Below are 18,812 nucleotides of genomic sequence, written 5' to 3'. Positions count from 1 at the left end.
TAAACGCTAAAAATAATAAAGTATAGCATAAGTCGGCATCCCTGTTTCGGGCATAATGAACAGATGCGTATATTTAGCGCATGGATGCTACTCAAACTTTACCCGTATTAACTGCCGAAGAACAACGTGTGCTGGGCGCTCTGATGGAAAAATGCAAAACTACGCCCGATTATTACCCGATGACCTTAAATGGCCTTACAGCCGCCTGTAACCAGAAAACATCGCGTAAGCCTGTTGTAGAATACGATGAAGCTACCGTAGTAATGGCCCTGGATTCGCTTAAAAAACGGGGACTGATCTCCACGGCTACCGGGGGTTCAAGCCGTGTGGTGAAATACAAGCATAATTTTGCCATTGTTTACCCGGTTATTCCGGCCGAGGTAGCTGTTATTTGCCTGCTGCTGTTACGCGGCCCGCAAACGCCCGGCGAGATCAATACCAACTCCGGCCGGCTGTATGAATTTGAGTCGCTGGATGAAGTGCAGGCCGTGCTGGAAAAACTTGCCGACCCGGCAATGCCTTATATTATGCAGCTACCGCGAAAACCCGGACAAAAAGAAGTGCGTTATATGCACCTGTTAGGCGGCACTCCGGAAATTGAAGATGACGTACTGCCCGAAGAACCTGCCCGGAAATCGGTTAACGAGTTGGAAAACCGCCTGTCAAAAGTAGAACAGGAACTGGCCGAACTGAAAGCGGCTTTTGATAAGCTGATGAAGGAGTTGTACTGAAACTGAAAATGGGCATTGAAATTTATGGTGCATGAACAAGAACGATAATTTACATACTACAAATTACTTCGATACCTTTATAGAAGTTTCTGATGATTGCCCCGCAAACTTTGGTGAAGTTCCCAAATCAAAAGGCGACAAAAAAACTGTTGCAGAAATGCAGTATGAATTGATCGCAAAAAATCCTTACAAATTTACTTCCGATGACGTTCTTTTTCAGGTTTTTGCCGGACGAAACGATTTAACAAAAGAAGAATATCATGCAGCCCGGGAGGCATTTTTCTCGAAGGGACAACCTTGCTTCAGAGCTTCGCCTTTAACCAAAAGGTATGGATTCGGAATCCATGCCGACAAAAATGGAAAAGTGGCGCTTTATGGGGTGGAGACAGATGCCTATAAGGAATTTGTGAGTGACCCCGGAATAAAAAAGGTAAAAGCAATGCGAAACTCAAAGAAATAGCGCACAGCAGTTATTTTTCTATTCACAAGAAATTCTAAGTATGAAGCGTCTAACTAACGTGAGTTCGGGATAGGAAACGCACAACCTGTTTGCGCTCGTTTGCAAAACGAGTGCATAAATCTCCGGCGTTTGTAACGCCGGTAATAGCGGCATTTGATTGTTTAAGCAACATTCGGCGTTGCAAACGTCGTTTTCCGGCATCCCGATTGCAAATCGGGACAAGCTACGTCTTAACCCAAACTTACGTTAACTACACATACGCTTCTATCGGCGGACATGAGCAAACCAGCGTTCTGTCGCCATACGTGTCATTTACCCGTCCTACACTTGGCCAGAATTTATGCACCGTTACATAAGGCAGCGGATATGCAGCTTGTTGCCTGCTGTAAGGTTTATCCCAGCTATCGGCTGTAACCGCCTGTGCCGTATGCGGCGCATTTTTTAACGGGTTATTTACCTTATCAGCCGAACCATTTTCTACCGCTTCAATTTCCTTCCGGATAGCAATCAGCGCATCGCAAAAGCGATCCAGTTCTTGTTTGGGTTCTGACTCGGTAGGCTCTACCATCAGCGTACCAGCCACAGGGAACGAAACCGTTGGCGCATGGAAGCCGTAATCCATTAAACGTTTGGCAATATCGGTAACCTCGATACCGGCATTTTTAAAGGCACGACAATCCAGTATCATTTCGTGGGCACACCGGTTATTTTTACCGGTATATAATACAGGATAGTATTTTTCGAGACGTGCTTTGATATAATTGGCATTCAGAATAGCGTAGCGGGTGGCATTGGTCAGGCCTTCTGCACCCATCATGGCAATATAGGCATGCGAAATAAGCAGGATAGAAGCCGAACCCCATGGAGCCGCTGCTACAGCGTGAATAGATTTGCCCGACTCAATATCCACAACCGGATGCCCGGGAAGAAACGGAACCAGATGCTTGGCAACGCCAATCGGGCCTACTCCAGGGCCGCCTCCGCCATGCGGAATACAGAACGTTTTATGCAGGTTAAGATGGCATACATCGGCGCCGATAGCTGCCGGACTGGTTAGCCCGACCTGGGCGTTCATATTAGCGCCATCCATATACACCTGTCCGCCATGCTCATGGATGGTCTGGCATATTTCGATGATGGATTCTTCAAATACACCGTGTGTTGACGGATAGGTAACCATCAGGCATGACAAATTATCATGATGCTCGGCAGCTTTGGCTTTCAGGTCGGCCACATCAATATTGCCATGCTCATCACACTGCACTACCACGATCTTCATTCCGGCCATGGCCGCAGATGCCGGGTTTGTGCCGTGTGCCGACGATGGGATCAGCACAATGTTCCGGTGGCCTTCTCCCCTATCCTGATGATAAGCCCTTATAACCATTAAGCCGGCATATTCGCCCTGCGCTCCTGAATTAGGCTGAAAGCTCATCGCGGCAAAGCCGGTGATCTCGCAAAGCCAGCGGTTCAGCTCATCAAACACCTGCATGTAGCCGCCAACCTGGTCGGTTGGAGCAAACGGGTGCAGCTTGCCGAAGTGATTCCAGGTAACAGGTATCATTTCGGCAGTAGCGTTCAGCTTCATGGTACATGATCCGAGCGGGATCATGGAATGACAGAGTGAAAGATCTTTAACTTCCAGCGATTTGATATAGCGCAGCATCTCATGCTCCGCATGGTGCGTATTAAAAACGGCATGGGTCAACGGTTCTGATTGCCGTTGTAATGCAGCCGGAATAGTAGCTTGTATAGTACTTTGTAAGGCTTCAAAATTAATCTCGCCCTGGGCTTTACCTTTAACTTTGGCAAAGATCCGGATCAAAGTCTGGATATCTTCCGGTGTGGTAGTTTCGTCAATAGATAACAGGATAGACGAATCCCGGTAGGTAAAATTCACCTCGTTATTTAAGGCCTCGCCGTGTATCGGATCAGTTAAATTACCGGTATCAATGTGCAGCGTATCAAAAAACGCCTGATTGAGTTGTTTATACCCTAACTGCTGCAATGCGTCTGAAAGTAGCACTGTCAACCCGTGTACACGCGACGCGATGGCTTTAATGCCTTTTGGCCCATGATAAACGGCATACATACCGGCCATAATGGCCAGCAACGCCTGCGCCGTGCAGATATTTGACGTGGCTTTATCCCTGCGGATGTGTTGTTCGCGGGTTTGAAGCGCCATGCGTAACGCATAGTTGCCGGCATTATCTACACTAACGCCGATAATACGTCCGGGAATAGAGCGTTTATAGGCTTCCTTGGTGGCAAAAAATGCCGCATGCGGGCCGCCGAATCCCATAGGGACACCGAACCGTTGCGCTGAACCCACTACCACATCGGCTCCCCATTCGCCGGGAGGCGTAAGCAACGCCAGGCTGAGGATATCGGCAATAACGGTGAGTTTAATATCTTTTGCATGTGCCTGTGCCGCGAAACCGGAATAATCATATATCGCTCCGTCGCCGGCAGGATATTGTACAATGGCCCCGAACATCTCATCCGTAAGTTCAACGTTTTGATGATCGCCAATGCGTAGCTGTATCCCGTAAGGGGCCGAACGTGTTTTTAAGATATCGATGGTTTGCGGGAACAGCTTATCGGATACAAAATAAACGTTGGCCGATGGATTTTTACGCAGGCTGTACTGCATGAACATAGCTTCGGCAGCAGCCGTACCTTCGTCAAGTAACGAAGCATTGGCTATTTCCATACCCGTCAGCTCGATGATCATGGTCTGGAAATTGAGCAGCGCCTGTAAACGTCCCTGCGAAATTTCTGCCTGGTAAGGTGTGTACTGTGTGTACCAACCCGGATTTTCGAAGATGTTACGAAGAATTACACCGGGTGTTACGGTATCGTAATAGCCTTGTCCGATAAACGATTTGAACAGCTTATTCTTTAACGAAACCCGCTTCATATTAGCCAGGTACCCCGCTTCGCTTTGTGCCGGCGGCAAATTAAGCGGCCGGTTTAAGCGTATAGCCGGCGGCACGGTCTGGTCAATCAGTTCATCAATAGAAGCGGCTCCGGTAAGACGAAGCATTTCGGTAGTATCCTGAGAATTAGGGGCAATATGCCGGTGTTCAAACTTCTCCTGATAGTCAATAGCGAGTTTCATTAAGCGCAGCGAAATAAGTGTCGCAAAGGTAATAAAAAGCCTGCTGAAACAGTATGGTTAATAACAATTGATTATTAGTTGTTTAGTAGTTAGCAGTTTTGGCAGAAAGGTGGAAGGCTATCATAGAAACAAGAGCATAGATGCAAGAGACAAGAAAGGTAGAAAGGTGGAAGGTAGAAGGTTTAAGGTAGAAGGTTTAAGGCGAATGACGAGAGACGAACAACTAACAAACTAACATACTCATTAAACAATTTCGGCAATCTGCACCATTGCACAGGTAATATTCAAAAAATCATAAAATAAACGAAGCATTGCTGCAAATAAATTGCTAATTTTGTTAGCATGAAACGTGCGGGTTCGGCAGATCTACCTTTACATTACGGATATGTGCCTAAATGGCTGGCAGAACGTATGGCCAAATTAGGCCTGGCTATTACAGAGTCCATTATTATGGAATTTGGCCAGGATGGTTTTTTATCGCGGATCAGCGATCCGTTCTGGTTTCAGAGCTTTGGGGCGGTTATGGGTATGGACTGGCATTCTTCGGGCATTACCACTTCTGTTATGGGCGCTCTTAAACGGGCGGTGAACCCATATTCTAAAGATTTAGGACTTTACATTTGCGGGGGTAAGGGGAAATTTTCGCGACAAGCGCCCCATGAGCTGCTTTCGGTTGCAAACCGCACCGGCCTTGACGGAAATTACCTGGTAAGATGCAGCAAGCTAAGCGCAAAGGTTGATAATACGGCGGTACAGGATGGTTTCCAGCTTTATACGCATAATTTTATTGTGAGCCACAGCGGACAATGGGCTGTTGTGCAGCAGGGCATGCGCACGGGTAACTCTACTGCAAGGCGTTATCACTGGCATTCGCCGGGAATAAGCTCATTTGTTAATAATCCGCATAGCTTTATTTACGGACAGAACCAGGGCAATATCCTGAATATGGCTTCTGATAAAGCGCTGCAGGCCCGCGATGCCGTAATGAGCATCTCGCGTGAAGCGCCTCAGCAAATGTTAGCCGAAGTGCAAAAAATGGTTTTGCCGGCGCATCATGATGTACGTGCCAAGGATGTTGATTTAAAACGATTGGGTTCTGTATTGTGGTTAGCGCACGAGAGATCGCCAAAGGATTTTGAAGACTTGCTTTTACTTGAAGGGTTGGGGCCGCGAACCATGCAATCGCTGGCACTGGTAAGCGAGGTAATTTATGGCGCTCCCAGCCGGTTTAAAGATCCGGCCCGGTTTTCGTTTGCACATGGCGGTAAGGATGGCCATCCTTTTCCGGTTCCCGTTAAAACATACGATGAAACGATATCTGTGCTGCAAAAGGCAGTTTACCAGGCAAAGATCGGGCAGGGTGAAAAACAGCAGGCCATTAAAAAAATATCCGAAATAGCCCGTCAGGCTGAAAAGGATTTTACTCCTAACCAGAATTTTGAGCAGGTAATTGAAAAAGAGCATCGCGAATCATGGCGATATGGCGGTCGTACGGTTTTCGGCCGGGCCAAGCCCCCTGCAGGCGCTCAGCTAAATTTGTTTGCTAAATATTAGCAAGGTAAAAGGCCGAAGGTTTAAGGTGAACGGCTAAAAAGCAAAAGGAAGCTCTGTTTGCACCTGCTTGCAAAACGGAAGCACTACCCGGTGTAAGGTTTTATCAAAAATACAAAGAATAATGTTAAGAATCACGCTCTACGGTTGGGCGGCTTCCATACTCTATTATTCGAAGCTTTTCTCCATGTTGGCAGGGTAACAGGCTCTAAGATTATCGGTTACTGCAGCATGCAGCCGGCCACAGTATTGTACCGGGTTTCGTCGATAAGGATAGCACCGCCGTTGGTACGCAACGCATTATAACTGTCAAACACAATGGGCGATGCCGTTTTCAGGGTAACGTGTACAACATCGTTAAGCGCTGCTTCTTCGATATTTCTGATCTTCTCAAGGGTGTTTACATCAATTTTATGATGTATTTCGCGAACAATGCACCGCACCATTTTACCGTGCAGCTGTATAAGGTATTTACCGCCGGTTTGCAACGGACGGTTATCCATCCAGCAAATGGTAGCCTCAATTTCCTGCTCAACTTTAGGCTGGTTGCTGGTTGCGGTAACGATCACATTTCCGCGGTTTACGTCGATATCGTCTTTTAAGCGGATCACGGCGCTTTGCGGAGCAAATGCTTCGGCAACCTCAACGCCCGAAACCTCAACCGCCTCAATTTCTGACGGGATACCTTCGGGAAGCACGATAACTTTATCACCTTTTTTATAGGTTCCGCTGATGATCTTCCCGGCATAGCCGCGGTAATCATGTAAATCGTCTGACTGCGGCCGGATAACATATTGCACGGGGAAACGTGATGTATTGAAGTCGATATCATTAACCACGTTTACGTTTTCCAGGTGATGCAATAATGTTTCGCCGGTATACCAAGGCGTTCTTGCCGATGGGTTTACAATATTATCGCCTACAAGGGCGCTGATGGGAATAAATACCACATCTTTAATATTAAGCTGGGCTGCAATCTTATTATAATCGGCAACAATGTTATTGTAAACATCTTCCGAATAGTTGACCATATCCATTTTGTTAATGGCAACTAATACATGCGGTATTTGCAGCAACGAGGCAATAATGCTGTGCCGGCGGGTTTGCTCTACCACTCCCTGGCGGGCATCCACCAGGATGATGATCAGGTCTGAATTTGAAGCGCCGGTAACCATGTTACGGGTGTACTGGATATGTCCCGGAGCATCGGCAATAATGAATTTGCGCTTTTCGGTAGCGAAATATTTATAAGCTACATCAATCGTAATTCCCTGTTCGCGTTCTGCACGCAGGCCATCGGTAAACAAGGCGAGGTCAATTTCGCCTTCACCTTTATTTTTGCTTTGCTTTTGTATAGCCTGTAGCTGGTCTACCTTAATCGAATCGGTATCGTATAACAGGCGGCCAATCAGGGTACTTTTACCATCATCAACACTGCCTGCGGTTATAAATCTGAGTAAATCCATGTTCTTTAGATATGAGATATGAGATATGAGATATGAGATATGAGACTTTATCGGTCCCGCTCTCTTCTCAATATCCTGGCTATTATTTTATATTTAACATCAGATGTCTAAAATCTTACATCTAAAATCTCTTGTCTGAAATTAAAAGTATCCATTCTTTTTGCGGTCTTCCATAGCGGCTTCAGAAACCTGGTCGTCTATGCGGGTTTCGCCGCGTTCGCTGATCTGGGTACGGGTAATTTCGGCCACAATATCGTCAATGCTGGCTGCCGATGATTCTACGGCTGCGGTACAGGTCATATCGCCCACGGTGCGGTAGCGTACAGTCCTTTTCTCAATCACGTCGCCTTCATCAATCCGTATAAACGGAGAGGTAGCCACCAGGAAATCACCGTGCACCAGCACTTCCCGCTCATGTGCAAAGTAGATGGATGGCAGCTCAACGCCTTCGCGTTTGATATAGTTCCACACATCCAGCTCTACCCAGTTGCTGATGGGAAAAGCCCGCACGTTTTCGCCTTTATGGATCTTACCGTTGTACAAATTCCATAATTCGGGACGCTGTTTTTTAGGATCCCATTGCCCGAACTCATCCCGAACGGAGAAAATACGCTCTTTGGCCCGTGCTTTCTCCTCATCGCGACGAGCACCGCCTATACAAGCGTCAAAACCGAACTCTTCGATAGTGTCCAGCAGCGTGTAAGCCTGCAAGGCGTTGCGTGAAGCAAATTTGCCTACCGGCTCTTTTAATCCTTTGGCCTTAATGGTATCTTCAACATAACGTACAATAAGCTTGGCGCCGGTTTGTTCGGCTAATTTATCGCGATAAGCGATAGCTTCGGGAAAATTATGACCGGTATCAATGTGCACCAGCGGAAATGGTATTTTTCCGGGACTGAAAGCTTTGATAGCCAGCTGAACCAGTGTAATAGAGTCTTTACCACCCGAAAACAGCAGGGCCGGACGCTCAAACTGGGCAGCAACCTCACGCATGATGTGTATGGATTCTGACTCAAGCTGATCCAGGTAGTCTAATTTATACGAAGACATATATTTTAAGTAAAAAGTAAAAAGTAAAAAGTAAAAAAGAAGAAGCGGATAATCGATTCAATATTAACAACATAGATATAACATTATACACCTCTTTTTATACTAAACTTAATATTAATGAATTATGAATGTGCATGTAATCCGCATTCCTTACTTTCCCTGTTCTCCCACCACCAGCGGCCGGCCCTGAAATCCTCGCCGGGCCGTACGGCACGTGTACATGGCGCACAGCCGATGCTTACAAAACCCTTGTCGTGCAAGGTATTGTACGGAATACCGTTTTCGTAAACAAACTGCTTTAGCTGCTCTGTTGTCCAGTTCAGAATGGGGTGATACTTGATGATCTGGTTGGTTTCATCCCATTCCAGCTGAGGCAAGCCTGTACGTTCCGGAGAATGTTCGGCACGCAGTCCGGTTATCCAAAGCTCATTTCCTTTGAGCGCCCGCTGCAAAGGTTCTACTTTGCGTATGTGGCAGCAGGCCTTACGGTTTTCAATCGATTCATAGAATGAGTTAGGCCCTTTTTGGGCGATAAAACTCTCTAAGGCATCCTTATCAGGATAATAAGGCTTGATATGCGTTTGGTACTGCTCATTGGTACGGCTCCACACATAATAGGTTTCTTCAAATAAGCGACCTGTATCGAGCGTGAATATGGAAATGGGCAGCTGCTGTGTTAAAATCAAATGCGTTATGGCCTGGTCTTCCCAGCTAAAGCTGGTAGAAAACACAATTTTGCCTGGAAATTCCCCGGCAAGACGTTGCAGCGCATCCTGGGGAGGAACGCCCTCAATCGTTTCGGCCAATGCATGATACTTATCTTTCAGCAACTCGGACATGGCCGCAAATTTAGTAAAAGCAATTGAGAATTAGGATGAAATAGTAAAATTATCCTATAGAGGTTATAGATAATGACAATAGTGAGATGATCAGTGCATCAGAACGCCCTGTGACACTTTGTAAAAAAGCAGTTAAAAACTTCTGAAATAATAACCTTACAAGGATGAAATGAGAATATACGTATGAAGCTATGAAAGAATTTTATATCTAAGAGCCTGAGCTCTGTTGTTATTTGTCTGATTATTAGCAGATTGCTTCTCCATAGGAGTCCGCAGCCTTCTCCCGATTTGCAATCGGGATGCCGGAGAACGGCGTTTGCAACGCCGCAATGTTGCTTAAGACAATCAAAGGCCGCTATTATCGGCGTTACAAACGCCGGAGATTTTATGCACTCGTTTTGCAAACGAGCGCAAACAGGTTCTTTCTTAGCTTGACGTTAATACGAAATCTCGGGACAATGACGAAAATAGGGGCGTCATTGCGAGGAGGGACGACGAAGCAATTCCTTTTTTTAATATAATTATTAATCGAACTCAGGTTATAAAATTGAAAATACGATGCTTCGGGCTTACGATATCTTAACCAGCTTATCATCCCGCAGCGCAGGGATAGCCGTGATCAGATCCACGTTCAGGCAAAATTCAATATCTTTTTCAATTCCGAGCTTTTTAAGGCGTTCGCTGTGCGATGTTTTTTTAAGGTATTGATTCAGATCCGATTGCCCGGCCCGGTATAGATCGTTAGCTGCTATCGAGGCATCGTCGGGTTTGTAATTACCTGATTGCAGCTGTTCAACAACGGCCCCGGCAAAAAGCGTATCTTCCAGGTTGAAGTTATTTTTCCAGCCCGCACACACCAGCAATACATTTTCCTGTTGCTGCCTGAGCCAGTTGCAAACGGCTGTCAGGTTAAGAAAAGATCCCAGTATTACCTGTTTGGCATTGCGTGACAGATGCAAGGCATGTGTCCCGTTAGTAGTGGTTAGCACAATCGTTTTTCCGCATACGTGTTCCGCTGTATATGAAAATGGAGAGTTGCCAAAATCGTAGCCGGTCACCACCTCGCCATTGCGTTCGGCAGCCAGCAAATATTGCGGATACTTTTCGCGATAGGCGGCACATTCTTCCACTTCGGCAACGGGAATAATGGCCTCCGCACCGTTGGCAATACCGTAGCAGATGGATGAGCTGGCACGAAAAATATCAATAATAACAGCAATGCTGTTTTTAATGTCGAACAAGGGAAGTAAGGCCGGGCTCAGGCAGGTTTCGAGCTTTAACTGTTTTTGCATCCGGAAACGTTCTATTTGTAGAATGGCAGCTTAACCACTTTGGCCTTAATGTTATTATCGCGGATCCTGATGAAGATCTCCGTGCCTTCGGCAGCCATATCGGTATTAACATATCCCATGCCAATGGCTTTTTGCAGCGATGGCGATTGTGTTCCCGAAGTTACCTTTCCAATAGGGTTTCCGCTGGCGTCAACAATAGCATAATCATGGCGTGGAATGCCCCGCTCAACCATTTCAAATCCTACCAGCTTACGGGCAACGCCCTGCTGCTTTTGCTGTTTCAGGGCTTCGGAATTCACAAAATCTTTGGTGAATTTTGTTACCCAGCCCAGCCCGGCTTCTATAGGAGATGTGGTTTCGTCAATATCGTTACCATACAGGCAAAAGCCCATTTCAAGGCGCAAGGTATCACGTGCACCAAGTCCGATCGGTTTTATCCCATAAGGTTCGCCGGCTTTAAATACTTCGTTCCAGATGTGTATGGCGTGTTGATTATCTACATAAATTTCAAAGCCTCCGGCGCCGGTATAGCCGGTTGCTGATACCAGCACGTTGTTAATTCCGGCGAAAGTTCCTTTTTTAAAGGTATAATATTCCATCGCCGAAAGGTCAATATCGGTAAGGCTTTGTAATGCCTGTGCGGCCAGCGGCCCCTGTACAGCCAGCAAAGCTGTGCGGTCTGAAATATCTTTCATCTCCACGCCAAACGTATTATAGCGACTGATCCAGTTCCAGTCTTTTTCAATGTTCGAAGCATTCACCACCAGCATATAGGTACGCTCGTCAATGCGGTAAACCAGCAGATCGTCTACAATTCCGCCGGTCTCGTTGGGCATATATGCGTACTGAACTTTGCCATCGTATAGCTTTGATGCATCGTTTGAGGTTACTTTCTGGATCAGGTCGAGGGCATTGTCTCCTTTAAGGATAAATTCGCCCATGTGGCTCACATCAAAAACGCCAACAGCTTTTCTAACAGTTTCGTGCTCTGCATTAATGCCCGCATATTGTACCGGCATGTTGTATCCTGCAAAGGGAACCATTTTTGCACCGGCTGCAATGTGAATTTCGGTTAAGGCGGTATTCTTCATTGTGTTAATTTCTCCGAGCCCTCCCCCAGCTCTGCCGGCTGGCGAACGAGGAGGCAAGGCATTGTTATTCGTTTTTATGTTCTTATAGCTTGCATTACGACGTTATAAACGCCGGGTAATTATGCATTCGTTGCAAACGAGCGCAAGCAGAAAGCCCACCCCAACCCTCCCAAAGGGAGGGAGCTTAGTTTCTGCTCCTTGTCTTGTCTCTTGCTTCTATGTTCTTGTTTGTAGATAGCCTTCTACCTATCTTGTCTCTTGCTTCTATGTTCTTGTTTCTTAATAAGGCGCAAAAGTACAAAATATGCGGTTACCGTGTGAGGGGGTTAAAATAATTCGGCATTGTTTACGGCCAGCTTTTTATAAAATGCCATAAGCCTATGGCTGGTGCTGGAAATATCGTACTCACGTTCTACCAGCTTGCGGGCATTTTCGCCAATGGTTTCGCAGAATTTGCGGTCGGTTGTGCACTTCAGAATGTATTTGTAGAACTCATCGGCCGTATCGGCAATCAGGATGTTTTTGCCATGCTGATACCTGATGCCATCGGCGCCAAGAGAGGTGGAAATGATACACTTTTTCATGGCCATGGCTTCGATAATGCGTACCCGCATACCGCTAACTGAACGCAGGGGCACAATCATTATCGCTTTTGAATTCATAAACTGCCGGGCATCGCCTACGTTATGATACAGCTTAATGTTATATTCATCGTCGTCGAGGAAATCAGGAGGCATATCGCGTGCAGCCAGGTGTAACGTCAAACCGATATTTAATGCCTGCAGATCTTTCCATACGGTGTTGATAAACCAATTGAGGCTATCTACGTTTGGGGCAAAATCCATAGAGCCGATGTGGAAAATGCTGGGAAATTCCATCTGGCTAAAATCAGGATGATAGTTTTCCAGGTCGATGGCTACCGGGAAGCTGTGGATATGGACGGTGCAGCCGAGAAATTGCAGATGGCTTTTGTCCGATTCATTCAGCGTCAATATGGCATCGGGCTTGTTCATGTTGGCAATTTCAAATTTATAGAGCCGTTTTGCCGCCATCTGCCGGTATAAGCGCCGCAAAGGTGAGCGCTCGGTCGACGCCAGCAGCTCGCCTACCTGGTGCTCTAAGTTATGTGCCCGGTAAATAATTTTGGCTTTGCTGTATTGCCTGATCACACTAAGGTAAGGCATTACAAACAGGCCCTCCAACTGAATGATATCGAACTTATGATGCTTCAGGAAATTTTTCAGCTTGGCTACCGAGGCTGATTTGTAGAAACGGGAAACATTGGCTGCCCGTCCCTTAAACATATTGATCAGCAGATTCCAGGTGCTGAGATTGGTATTAATAGATGCTGTTGCCAGCGTAATTTGCTTTAGCAAGGGATCATCTATGGTTCGTATATCGATATGATAGGTCTGTGGATTTAAACTAAAAACAGCTACTTCTGCTCCCTGCGCCAACAAACCTTTAATGGTGTTATATACCACTATTGGGTAACCGCTGGTTGATGAAAACGGTACTTGGTTGGTTAACAAAAGAACTCTCATAAACTGTATTTATTCAAAAATAACAAGCTGATGGTCGCAATCAAAGCTCATCTTCAAATAAAATCTCTAATTGCGGGTCGGTAACACGGAATGTTTTGCGGTGAAAAGGCGAAAATCCGTGCTCAATAACGGCTGTCCGGTGCTTAACGGTTGGATAACCTTTATTATTCAGCCAATCATAATGTGGATATTGTCCGGCTATGTTGTGCATAAAATCATCCCGGTAGGTTTTTGCCAATACAGATGCTGCCGCGATAGAAAAGTATTTACCATCGCCCTTGATAATACAACTGTGCGGCACATTGGCATATTTTTTAAACCGGTTTCCGTCCACCAGGATGTATCCGGGCCTGACGGTTAACATATCCAGCGCCTTATGCATTGCCAGGAACGAAGCATTGAGAATATTGATGCGGTCTATTTCGTGATTGTCTACCATTGCTACGGCAAAGGCTACGGCCTCGGTTTCTATCACCGTACGCAAAGCATAGCGCTGTGCCGCATTGAGCTGCTTGGAATCGGTAAGCAGCTCATGGTGAAATGTTGGCGGCAAAATTACCGCAGCGGCAAATACCGGGCCGGCCAGGCATCCGCGACCGGCTTCATCGCAACCTGCTTCAATAAACTCCTGCTGGTAGAATGACAATAGCATGCAACGCTAAGTTAAACTTCAAAAGTAAAAATTCAAAAATTGAACAAAGCAAAATTCCGACTATTCAGGGGTAAAATGCCGAAGCACACGACCTGTAAAAATCAAAACTAATTGATTTTATAACGCCAAAAACCGGCTTTATGCTGTATCTTATAAAATTTTTATAGTTAACAAGGTTACATCATCGTCGTCCATACGCACGTTGTGCTTTTGACGGATGGCCTCAATAACCTGTTTATTCAGTTCGTTTACCGGATAGTTGCTGTACTGCACAAGATGTTCGGCCAGTTCATCGTCGGTAATATAAACGTTCTCATTGGAGCATTCCAGCAGACCGTCGGTATAATTAAAAATTACCGAGTCTGGCGGAACCTGAACAACACCCAGTGTCATGTGCGGCAATTCATCGAAAGCGCCGATCATGGTTGTCCCTAAAGTTAAAAACTGCACCGATCTCCCGGTAACGAGTAAGGGCGGATTGTGACCCGCATTGATGTAACGCAGTTGCCTGGTTTTCAAGTTATATTTGGCAATAAACATGGTGATGAACCGCTCGCCTTTTGTATTCTGGATCAATACATGATTCAGGCGATCTACAATTTTTCGCAGGTCGGTTTCTACCCAGGTCCAGGCCCGCAGGCTGGCCTGCAAATTGGCCATCAGCAGGGCTGCTGACACCCCTTTTCCCGAAACATCGGCAATACACCACAAATATTCTTCTTCGTTGATCTTGATGAAATCAAAATAATCGCCGCCAATATTCTGGTTAGGCAGGTACATGGATGCTACCTGTATCTCATCGCTGTAAGGCAGGTTGCCGGGTATCATCATGCTCTGCACCTCGCTGGCCAGCTCCATATCGCGTTGCAGCCGTTCCCGCTGAACCCGGTCTTTGAACAGCTTTTTGTTTTCTAAAGCCACAATGATCAGGTTGATCAGCGTCTGCACAAAATTCAGGTCGTTACTGATCAATTCGGCTTCGCTTTCAAAATCGCCGATAAGCACAAAAGCCAGCATGGCTTTTTTATGCCGTACCGGAACAAAATACTGGTATGAGTTTAAAGCCGGATGAGGATGCTCTGAAAGTTTTTCGGTTGTTTTACTGGCTTGCAGTACCTGGCAAATTTGCTGAAGCGTTTTAATGTCTTCGGGTTTGCCGCCATATTTGGATGCGCAATAAAAATGCTCTTCTTCTTTAACGAGCAGGCGCATTTTGCCGATCTTTAAATGCACCTTGAAAATTACTTCCAGCATCTGGAACAGCACCGACGAGGAGCTGTTGCGGTTAATGGCCCGGGTGACCTCAAGCAATGAATTTAACTCGGCCTGCCGTTTAAGCAATAGCTGGATCAGTTCATTCTCGTCTGTGCCGGGCTGATTTTTAACCGCAGACAGGTTACTGTCGGCAGCCTGGGGCAATGCCCCCTGTAACGTAGGATGTGCAATTAAGCCGGATTCGCTCAAACGGGTTAACGGTTTCACAGGGTTTGTTAAATGTTAAGTCAAAAGTAATAATCCAAAATTAAAAACAGGTAACAGGCTTAAAATCAACAGTATAAAAATATGCTTACACATCAGTTTATAATAACCTGACATTGGTATAATTGAAAGCCAAAATTCGGAAAAGCCTAAAATTAAAAAATAAAAAATTGAAAAAAGGCAACTTTAACTCATTTTTTGCAGGGGCAATTGGTTTGGGGCAATGAGTATTGCGATTTTAGTTTGCATGTATCAGCCGGAGGCTTAAAAGTAGCTGAATGAAGCCGGAGCTTCGCTCAATCGTACTCCTGTTTCTAAAGATCTATCCTCTCGGCATGCGCATCATACCTCTGCCGCGATAACCTCCGGAATCTTGCTGTGGCGGCATTTCGCCATTTTTACCGTTAAATTTCTGGAATCTCAAAGCCCCGGCTCGTGTCCTCACGAACCGGCATAAGAGAAGCTTCGTGAAGACACGAAGCTTGGCTGAGAAGGCTTAAAAGTAGCTGAATGAAGCCGGATCTTCGCTCAATCGTACTCCTGTTACTAAAGATCTATCCTCTCGGCATGCGCATCATACCTCTGCCGCGATAACCTCCGGGATCTTGCTGTGGCGGCATTTCGCCATTTTTACCGTTAAATTTCTGGAATCTGTACGTAAAGCTCAGCATAAAATATCGGCCTAAGCGGTTGCTTTGTGTATCGGTAGTGATATTTCCGTCAACCGTACGTGATATATTGGTATTTTCGTTAAACAAGTCAAATCCCTGCAGTCGCAAAGCACCGGTTTTTCCTTTAAAGAACTGCTTTTCAAGGTAAGCGTTCATGATAAACGGATTGGCAGATAGTGAGCTGTAACCGCGGTTAATGGATTTGCTCATATCCAAACCTACCAGCCAGCTTTTCAGGAAATAGGTTTTACTGCTGTAATTTAATGCCCAGGTGCTCACACGGGTATCTGTAGAATTAGCATCGGTATAGGTATTACTGTTGTAGGTGTACGATGCGCCGGGATAAACTTCCAGCCAATCGGTAGGATTAATTTGCAGGCGTACGCCCTGCATCAATATCCAGTTATGTCCAATGTTCTTTAAATTATCGCTATATGCGATGTTGTTGTTATAGTTGGCATTTCCGTTAAAGGTAAGCACGTATTTTTTCTCCTGGAAAGGCATAGACCATACATAAAAGCCGTTAACGGTGTAATATCCGTCGGCATTGAGGTAATGGGTTTCCTGGATAAGCGTATTGGTGTTCGGGTCTTTGCTGTGCACAATGTTCTGCACTATTTTATCGGATGTGGTTGATACAGACAGGTTGGTAAACAGCACATTCCCCGCTTTGACATCGAAATTATTATAACGGATGTTCAGCGTTTGGTTAAATTCTGCGTTCAGGTCCGGATTACCGTATATCGGGGCATTGGGATTGGTAAAATCAGGCGTAGGTTGAAGCTGGATATAGGTTGGTTCGGTATTCCGGCCATAATAGCTGACGTTGAATGAGCGTGTACGCGAAAAATTATACGAGAACCGTGCCACCGGGATATAATTAAATCCCGTATTACGATAGGTTGTTGTTCCGTTTGATGTTACGGAGTGTGCCGATAATACCGTTGGCTGTACGCTTAAACCAATTGAATAATTATAACGGCGCTCGTTAAAACGATAATTTAGCCCGATACGGTGCGTGGTGAACGAGTAATCGTAATCGTTGCTCAGGCTGTCTATGCGTGAGGCAGCGCCAATAGGGTCAAGACCGGTAGTTTCCCTGTCGTTATTATACTTGGTATAGTTGTAATTGTAATTAAACTCCAGGTTGCCGCTTTTGCCCAGCGGTTCGCTGTACGACAGGTTTGCCCCACCGTTAAAACTGTTGTTGGTAATATCCTGCAACTGATGCTGTATAGAATCTTTAGGAACTGGTGTTTGTAGGTTGAGGATGTTCAGTACATTATCGTTTTCATCGTTATTATTGGTATTGGCATTTAACATCAGCGAGATGTTGCGGCGTGGTTTTTTAAACCGGTGGTTCAGCAACAGGTTTGCACCGAAGTTGGGGTTTTTAACCAGGCTTTTGCTGGTATTATCATTACTATAATTTGATTGTGGGTCGTAACTGTTTATCCGCGAATTGGATATCACGTTATTGTTGGTTCCTGAATAACTGAATGATGGAGAGAACTTAATGTAATTCACGCTGTCGGGTTTATATTCTAAGTTCCAGCTAAAGCGGTGATTGGTGGTGAAACCACGGGTGTTGTTGGCCGAGTTAGTAGTGTCAATACCGCTGGCCGAGGTATAGCGTTGTATCTGGTTTTCGAGCAGACTGTTGTCTTTGTATGAATAACTGTAGCTTCCGTATGAGGATAGTTTCTTTCCCCATTCATCGCGGTAGTTTAAACCAACAGATGCCAGCGAGGTCAGCCCGTCCCCGGTAGACGTTTGTGCCAGTCCGTTGCCTAAGCTGGATGAGCTGCCAAAAGAACGGAGCCCCCCGCTGCGTCGTGACCCTCCGCTGCTTCCACCGCTAAAGCCGCCACTACTTCGTCCTCCTCCTCTTGAACTGCCTCCGCCAAAGTTAAAAAGCGATATATTGGTATTGTTCACATTGCCCAGGAATGAAATCTGCTGTTCATTATTAAATATATTAGCGCTCAGCGAAGCCTGATACCGGTCGTTATCGCCAACCCCGGCATTAGCACGGCCAAAGGTTCCTTTGTTTTTATCTCTTCGTATCTGGATGTTCAGCACTTTGTCCGGGTCGCCGTTTTTAATACCGGTAATGTTAGCCTGGTCACCGTAGTCATCAATGATCTGGATTTTATCGATAATATCGGCAGGTAATTGCTGTGTCGCGGTGCGCACATCTCCGCCAAAAAAATCTTTGCCGTTTACCCGTACCTTGGTAACCGATTTTCCCTGAGCCGTCACGTTACCGTCTTTGTCTACATCAACTCCCGGGAGTTTTTTAAGCAGGTCTTCGGTAACGGCATCCTCCCGCAGCTTGTAATCGCTTGCCCGGTATTCAACGGTATCTTCTTTAATGGTGACCGGCGTATTACCCGATACGACTACGGTTTGCAGCATGTTTGATTGCATTTGCATCACAAACGGGTCTAACACCAGGCGGTCTGTACCTTCGTTGTACAGAAAACGTTTATTAATGGTACGGTAGCCCAGGCTGGTAATGGTTATCACAAATTGTGATGACTGTACATTTCGGAAAACAAAAACGCCATCGGCATTGGTGCGGGCAAACAGCGAATCTTTAGCCGAAACCAGTTTTACACTTGCCGAGATAACGCTGTTTCCGGCAGTATCGCGTACAACGCCGCTCACTTCGCGGCCTGTCTGTGCTTTAACAGATTCTGTTTTTACCAGTGCTGCTAACAGGAATAATGTTGCTGCAAGTAATGGAGATTTTAGATATGAGATATGAGACGTGAGTCCTGCACTTTTAATTATTGCCTTGATATTTTTCATATAGGGAATTATGTGCCCTGGGGCTTTTGACTTTTAACTTTCTACTTTTGA

At 45.8% G+C, this 18,812-nt stretch carries 13 protein-coding genes; 3 read left to right on the top strand and 10 right to left on the bottom strand.

Annotated features, from left to right (window positions below; genetic code table 11):
* The first annotated feature begins 80 nt into the window (after positions 1-80).
* Complete coding sequence (locus FW774_RS15725) at positions 81-731, top strand: YceH family protein (RefSeq protein ID WP_149349163.1); 651 nt, start codon at positions 81-83, stop codon at positions 729-731.
* Positions 732-762: 31 nt separating this feature from the next.
* On the top strand, positions 763-1,191 hold the full coding sequence (locus FW774_RS15720; RefSeq protein WP_149349162.1) for a DUF6157 family protein: 429 nt from the start codon (positions 763-765) through the stop codon (positions 1,189-1,191).
* 250 nt (positions 1,192-1,441) lie between these two features.
* Here the strand turns inward: FW774_RS15720 and gcvP are convergent, their stop codons facing one another.
* A complete protein-coding gene (gcvP, locus tag FW774_RS15715) occupies positions 1,442-4,312 on the bottom strand; it encodes an aminomethyl-transferring glycine dehydrogenase (RefSeq protein ID WP_149349161.1) in 2,871 nt (956 codons plus the stop codon).
* Between the two features lie 342 nt (positions 4,313-4,654).
* Here gcvP and FW774_RS15710 point away from each other — a divergent pair, with 342 nt between their 5' ends.
* Positions 4,655-5,866 carry a DUF763 domain-containing protein gene (locus FW774_RS15710; protein WP_149349160.1) on the top strand — a complete coding sequence of 404 codons (1,212 nt, stop codon included), beginning with the start codon at positions 4,655-4,657 and terminating at the stop codon, positions 5,864-5,866.
* Positions 5,867-6,084: 218 nt separating this feature from the next.
* Here FW774_RS15710 and FW774_RS15705 read toward each other — a convergent pair whose 3' ends face one another.
* From FW774_RS15705 to FW774_RS15665, 9 genes are all read right to left on the bottom strand, one after another.
* Positions 6,085-7,329, bottom strand: coding sequence for a sulfate adenylyltransferase subunit 1 (locus FW774_RS15705; protein WP_149349159.1), 1,245 nt, complete (start codon positions 7,327-7,329; stop codon positions 6,085-6,087).
* Positions 7,330-7,470: 141 nt separating this feature from the next.
* Positions 7,471-8,379 carry a sulfate adenylyltransferase subunit CysD gene (gene cysD / locus FW774_RS15700; RefSeq protein WP_149349158.1) on the bottom strand — a complete coding sequence of 303 codons (909 nt, stop codon included), beginning with the start codon at positions 8,377-8,379 and terminating at the stop codon, positions 7,471-7,473.
* Positions 8,380-8,501: 122 nt separating this feature from the next.
* Positions 8,502-9,218, bottom strand: a complete 717-nt coding sequence (locus tag FW774_RS15695) for a phosphoadenylyl-sulfate reductase (RefSeq protein WP_149349157.1) — start codon at positions 9,216-9,218, stop codon at positions 8,502-8,504.
* A 569-nt stretch (positions 9,219-9,787) separates the two neighbouring features.
* Complete coding sequence (locus FW774_RS15690; RefSeq protein ID WP_149349156.1) at positions 9,788-10,510, bottom strand: 2-phosphosulfolactate phosphatase; 723 nt, start codon at positions 10,508-10,510, stop codon at positions 9,788-9,790.
* 11 nt (positions 10,511-10,521) lie between these two features.
* Positions 10,522-11,601 carry a glycine cleavage system aminomethyltransferase GcvT gene (gene gcvT, locus FW774_RS15685; protein WP_149349155.1) on the bottom strand — a complete coding sequence of 360 codons (1,080 nt, stop codon included), beginning with the start codon at positions 11,599-11,601 and terminating at the stop codon, positions 10,522-10,524.
* 326 nt (positions 11,602-11,927) lie between these two features.
* A complete protein-coding gene (locus tag FW774_RS15680) occupies positions 11,928-13,145 on the bottom strand; it encodes a glycosyltransferase family 4 protein (protein ID WP_149349154.1) in 1,218 nt (405 codons plus the stop codon).
* Positions 13,146-13,185: 40 nt separating this feature from the next.
* A complete protein-coding gene (locus tag FW774_RS15675) occupies positions 13,186-13,797 on the bottom strand; it encodes a ribonuclease HII (RefSeq protein ID WP_149349153.1) in 612 nt (203 codons plus the stop codon).
* A gap of 150 nt (positions 13,798-13,947) precedes the next feature.
* Entirely contained in the window at positions 13,948-15,279 is a 1,332-nt protein-coding gene (locus FW774_RS15670) for a PP2C family protein-serine/threonine phosphatase (RefSeq protein ID WP_242457859.1), read from the bottom strand.
* A gap of 551 nt (positions 15,280-15,830) precedes the next feature.
* On the bottom strand, positions 15,831-18,761 hold the full coding sequence (locus FW774_RS15665; protein WP_149349152.1) for a TonB-dependent receptor: 2,931 nt from the start codon (positions 18,759-18,761) through the stop codon (positions 15,831-15,833).
* Positions 18,762-18,812: the final 51 nt, after the last annotated feature.

It is taken from the genome of Pedobacter sp. BS3 (genome assembly GCF_008274585.1).
Classification (GTDB): domain Bacteria; phylum Bacteroidota; class Bacteroidia; order Sphingobacteriales; family Sphingobacteriaceae; genus Hufsiella_A.
This window is presented reverse-complemented; position numbering and strand designations above follow the sequence as displayed.

Coding starts and splice junctions, on each gene's coding strand:
- FW774_RS15720 (WP_149349162.1), top strand. CDS start 763: ATGAACAAGAACGATAATTTACATACTACAAATTACTTCGATACCTTT.
- gcvT (WP_149349155.1), bottom strand. CDS start 11,601: ATGAAGAATACCGCCTTAACCGAAATTCACATTGCAGCCGGTGCAAAA.
- FW774_RS15675 (WP_149349153.1), bottom strand. CDS start 13,797: ATGCTATTGTCATTCTACCAGCAGGAGTTTATTGAAGCAGGTTGCGAT.
- FW774_RS15690 (WP_149349156.1), bottom strand. CDS start 10,510: ATGCAAAAACAGTTAAAGCTCGAAACCTGCCTGAGCCCGGCCTTACTT.
- FW774_RS15695 (WP_149349157.1), bottom strand. CDS start 9,218: ATGTCCGAGTTGCTGAAAGATAAGTATCATGCATTGGCCGAAACGATT.
- gcvP (WP_149349161.1), bottom strand. CDS start 4,312: ATGAAACTCGCTATTGACTATCAGGAGAAGTTTGAACACCGGCATATT.
- FW774_RS15680 (WP_149349154.1), bottom strand. CDS start 13,145: ATGAGAGTTCTTTTGTTAACCAACCAAGTACCGTTTTCATCAACCAGC.
- FW774_RS15710 (WP_149349160.1), top strand. CDS start 4,655: ATGAAACGTGCGGGTTCGGCAGATCTACCTTTACATTACGGATATGTG.
- FW774_RS15665 (WP_149349152.1), bottom strand. CDS start 18,761: ATGAAAAATATCAAGGCAATAATTAAAAGTGCAGGACTCACGTCTCAT.
- cysD (WP_149349158.1), bottom strand. CDS start 8,379: ATGTCTTCGTATAAATTAGACTACCTGGATCAGCTTGAGTCAGAATCC.
- FW774_RS15725 (WP_149349163.1), top strand. CDS start 81: ATGGATGCTACTCAAACTTTACCCGTATTAACTGCCGAAGAACAACGT.
- FW774_RS15705 (WP_149349159.1), bottom strand. CDS start 7,329: ATGGATTTACTCAGATTTATAACCGCAGGCAGTGTTGATGATGGTAAA.